The 4,114-nt window shown below is 38.6% G+C and carries 4 protein-coding genes; 2 read left to right on the forward strand and 2 right to left on the reverse strand.

Annotated features, from left to right (window positions below; all coding sequences use genetic code 11):
• Positions 1-167 precede the first annotated feature (167 nt).
• Both purM and purN read left to right on the forward strand, forming a co-directional pair.
• Entirely contained in the window at positions 168-1,259 is a 1,092-nt protein-coding gene (gene purM / locus QZ265_RS08210) for a phosphoribosylformylglycinamidine cyclo-ligase (protein WP_296405183.1), read from the forward strand.
• 1 nt (position 1,260) lies between these two features.
• A complete protein-coding gene (gene purN / locus QZ265_RS08215; protein ID WP_296405185.1) occupies positions 1,261-1,959 on the forward strand; it encodes a phosphoribosylglycinamide formyltransferase in 699 nt (232 codons plus the stop codon).
• Between the two features lie 182 nt (positions 1,960-2,141).
• On the opposite strand, the gene QZ265_RS08220 is transcribed toward purN, so the two are convergent.
• Complete coding sequence (locus QZ265_RS08220; protein WP_296405187.1) at positions 2,142-2,873, reverse strand: ABC transporter ATP-binding protein; 732 nt, start codon at positions 2,871-2,873, stop codon at positions 2,142-2,144.
• A 92-nt stretch (positions 2,874-2,965) separates the two neighbouring features.
• The gene (locus QZ265_RS08225; RefSeq protein WP_296405189.1) at positions 2,966-3,913 is read right to left on the reverse strand and encodes an ABC transporter substrate-binding protein; all 948 of its coding nucleotides are present in this window, start codon (positions 3,911-3,913) and stop codon (positions 2,966-2,968) included.
• Between the last annotated feature and the right edge of the window lie 201 nt (positions 3,914-4,114).

The raw sequence follows: 4,114 nt of genomic DNA on the forward strand, positions 1-4,114 counted from the left end.
TGCGGGTACTGTCTTTTTGCGTATAATGCCACTAAATAACCGCTATCTTAAAGAATTTTATTCCTGCTAAGATCAAGCAAATAAGTTCAAGGCATTTTTATAAATTGCTTAGAATTTATCTTTTTTATTTTTTTTCATACATTCGCTTATTAAGGTCTGCTGCTACCATGAGCCATCCAAATACTAATGCAACCGCTAACCCGTCTATTAAAGAGAAGCCTACTCAATTAAGCTATAAAGATGCAGGTGTCGATATCGATGCAGGTGATGCCCTTGTTCAACGCATTAAATCTGTTGCTAAATCTACTACTCGCCCAGAAGTTGTCGGTGGTCTTGGCGGATTTGGCGCATTATGCCGTATTCCCACAGGCTATAAATCACCATTACTAGTCTCAGGAACAGATGGCGTAGGTACTAAACTTAAGCTTGCACTTCAGTTGGGCCGTCACGATACCATTGGCATTGACTTAGTAGCTATGTGTGTTAATGATTTATTGGTTTGTGGCGCTGAGCCTCTATTCTTTTTAGACTATTATGCTACTGGCAAACTAGACATAGATACAGCCGCCTCTGTAATTGGCGGTATCGGTGAAGGTTGCAAACAGTCAAAATGTGCCTTGATAGGTGGTGAAACTGCTGAAATGCCAGGCATGTATCAGGACGAAGACTATGACCTAGCAGGTTTCTGTGTTGGCGTTGTTGAAGAGTCTGAGGTAATCACTGGCGCAAATGTGAGTGCTGGAGATGTATTGATAGGTATAGCTTCAAGCGGGGCTCACTCAAATGGCTACTCACTTATTCGTAAGGTTATTGAAGTAAGTGGTGTAGATATTGCTAATTCAGCTGAAACTTTAGACGGCAAACCTATTGCTGATGCATTAATGGCACCTACTAAAATCTATGTTAAATCAATCCAAGCTCTACAGAAGGCTTTAGGCAATAACAAGCTACATGCCATGTCTCACATTACGGGCGGCGGCTTTACTGAAAACTTACCTCGTGTACTTCCTCAGAATCTAGCAGCTAAAATTAACACTCATAGCTGGAAGATGCCTGAGCTATTCACTTGGCTTCAAACTCATGGCAATATCGAACAATCAGAGATGTACCGTACCTTTAATTGCGGCGTAGGCTTCGTAGTAGTTGTGCCTGCTGAAGTGGCTGATCAAGCGGTTGAGTTATTAAACAATACTGGTGAAAAAGCTTTTATTTTTGGTGAAATCATTGATCGTGAAGATCTTGCAGTGGTTTATGCTTAATATGTCATTGTCCATTTTATCATCCAAACCATTGAAAATTGCTATATTGGCATCTGGCAGTGGCAGCAATTTACAGGTGCTGATCGATGCCATGCAATCAGGCGAGTTACCTATTGAAATTGTAGGTGTCATTAGTAATGTCAAAGAAGCCTATGCTGTTACTCGTGCTGAGCAGGCAGGGATTGAAACAGCAGTTTTTTCACACATTACTGAGGGCGACAATGTTGGCAAGCGTATGGGTATAAAAACCTTTGAGCGTCATGCCAGCGCTAAGCTTAAGCAGTGGCAGCCGGATTTGGTAGTCTTAGCCGGCTTTATGCGTGTGCTAAGCGATGAATTTATTAGCAGCTCCTCTGCACCTATGATAAATCTACATCCTTCTTTGTTACCAAATTATAAAGGCCTAGATACCCATCAGCGAGTCCTAGAGTCAAGTGATATTCATCATGGTTGCAGCGTACATGTGGTTACAGCTGAGCTTGATGCAGGTCAAGTATTAACCCAAGCCATGCTTACTGTGAATCGAGATGAGTCATCTGAAATTCTTAAAGCTCGTGTCCAAAAGCTTGAGCATAAGATACTGCCTTGGACCATTTTGCTTATCGCAAAGGGTGTATTAGATTTACAGTCTATTAATGATCAAATACAGGATGCAAATCATTTACCTTCGCTACCTCTTAAACTTTGGCTCGACGATTAGACGGAAATGTTACAAACTGCATTCACCATTTGAAATATGCCAATAGTAATTAATAAGCCCAAGCTAAATGCTTGGGCTTTTGTATTTAAAAATTATACTTTGTTAAATAATAAATTACGCTAATTAAGACACTTATTATTTTAAACCACGCTTAAATTAAAACTATTAGGGTTTGCTCATTTTTAGCTTTGGATCGCAGTCAAGACTTGTTTTTTTAGTATCAAATATTCTTGGCTGTCTAAAAACCCTGGGGTCTTTGGAATGAAGAACTTTTTAGTCAACTGTGCGGGCACCCCTTTTAGCACATATAAGTAATCTGATAAGTAAATTGCCTCATCTATATCATGGGTGATAATCAAACAAGTTAACGCTAAGCGCTTTTGTAACTGACTAAACCAATGATACATTTCATCCTTAGTGACGAAATCCAAAGCAGAAAATGGCTCATCAAGCAACATAATAGGGTTGTCACTCAAATAAGTGCGCAAAAGTGCTGCACGTTGACGCTGACCTCCTGATAAAGTTTGTGGATACTGTTTCTCTAACCCTTCAAGTCCAAAGCTAGCCAGCTGAGGTGTGACAATCTGCTTAATTTTATCCTTGCTATAGCCCTTTAATATTAAAGGCAATGCAATGTTATCAAATACAGTCTTAAACGGCAGCAGTAAGTCTTTTTGAAGCATATAACCCACAGTGCCGGCTTGACCGGTGGTATCTTCACCATTTATCAAAACCTTTCCTGAACTTGGTATCAGTAAGCCTGCGGTGATATTAAATAAAGTGGTCTTACCTACCCCGCTAGCACCTACAATACTAACTACATCGTTCTTAGCCACTGACATCGTTAAATTATCAAAAATTGGCTTTGAGCCAAATGAGTGGCTTATGGCTTCTAAGGCCAACACCTTATCCATAATGCATACCAACTTAGTTTTTTAGATTATGGTTTAAAGATTTTAAAGTCTTTATCAAGTTACCTTAAGTTTAGTTATAGACTTAAACTAAATTATAGATAGTCATTAGTTACACCTGCTTGAGGTGGCAATGGCTTATCAATAAGACCTTGTTTGTGCACCCAATCATTAAATCTATCCCAGCGTGAATAATCAAACTTTCCCCAATCACCATTATCATCCAAATATTGGGTTGATAGATATTTTTGACTAGCAATAGCAAGCTCTTTATTGGTCTCAGGTGCATACTTAACTAAAATATTTGCACTTTCTTCAGGATTTTTAGCGGCATAGATATAGCCTTTTTTTATAGCTGCTAGCGTCTTTCTAACCAGTTCAGGATTATTTTTTATTAATTTATTATTGGTAATAATAACTGGCGCATAATAATCAAATATAGGCTCATAGTCTTTCAAAAAGAAAAAATTAGTATCCACGCCTTTTAACTTAGCATGAATACCATCCCAGCCATAATAGGCCAATATGTAATCAAACTGATTCATGCGAAGCGCTACAGTAGCATCAGTTGCCTCACCAGGAATTTTTACCAAATCATTGCCCACGATATGAGCCACCGTTGCATCATCAATAGGATCCTCCCAAGTAGAATAGCGTTTACCATTTAAGTCCTTTGGAGAATTTGCACCCAAAGATTTCAAAGACAACAAGCCTGCTGGGTTGTGCTGTAGTATTGCCGCCACTGCAGTAATGGGCATACCTTTCTCTAGACGACTAACCATATTGGGCTGAAAATAAATCCCAAAATCGGCTCTGTCATTTGCCACTAAAGTAGAAGCACTATCTTCACTTGGCTGGACAATCTGGACGTCAAGACCTTGTTCTTTAAAATAGCCTTTTTCTTGAGCAACATACAGACCAGTATGATTGGTATTAGGCACCCAATCTAATGAGATGACAACATTGGTCATTGATTCCTCAGCTTTTGATGCTCCGCTAGATGACTCTTTTTTTGGCTGGCAAGCCATTAAACTCATTGTCATAATCGCAAGTAACGTTATTACTATAATGTTGTAACTGCTAATTATATAACTGCGAATTGTGAAACTGCACTTTTGCTTATAATCATTCATGCTTAAAATCGACACTATAAATCCTCTTCAATGTTGCTTTATATGTAAGTTGCTTTATGAGTAAAATGCTTTATGTGTAAAAGTTAAAATAGCTTTAAAATAATAAATTTT

The organism is Psychrobacter sp. (assembly GCF_018260395.1).
Classification (GTDB): Bacteria; Pseudomonadota; Gammaproteobacteria; order Pseudomonadales; family Moraxellaceae; genus Psychrobacter.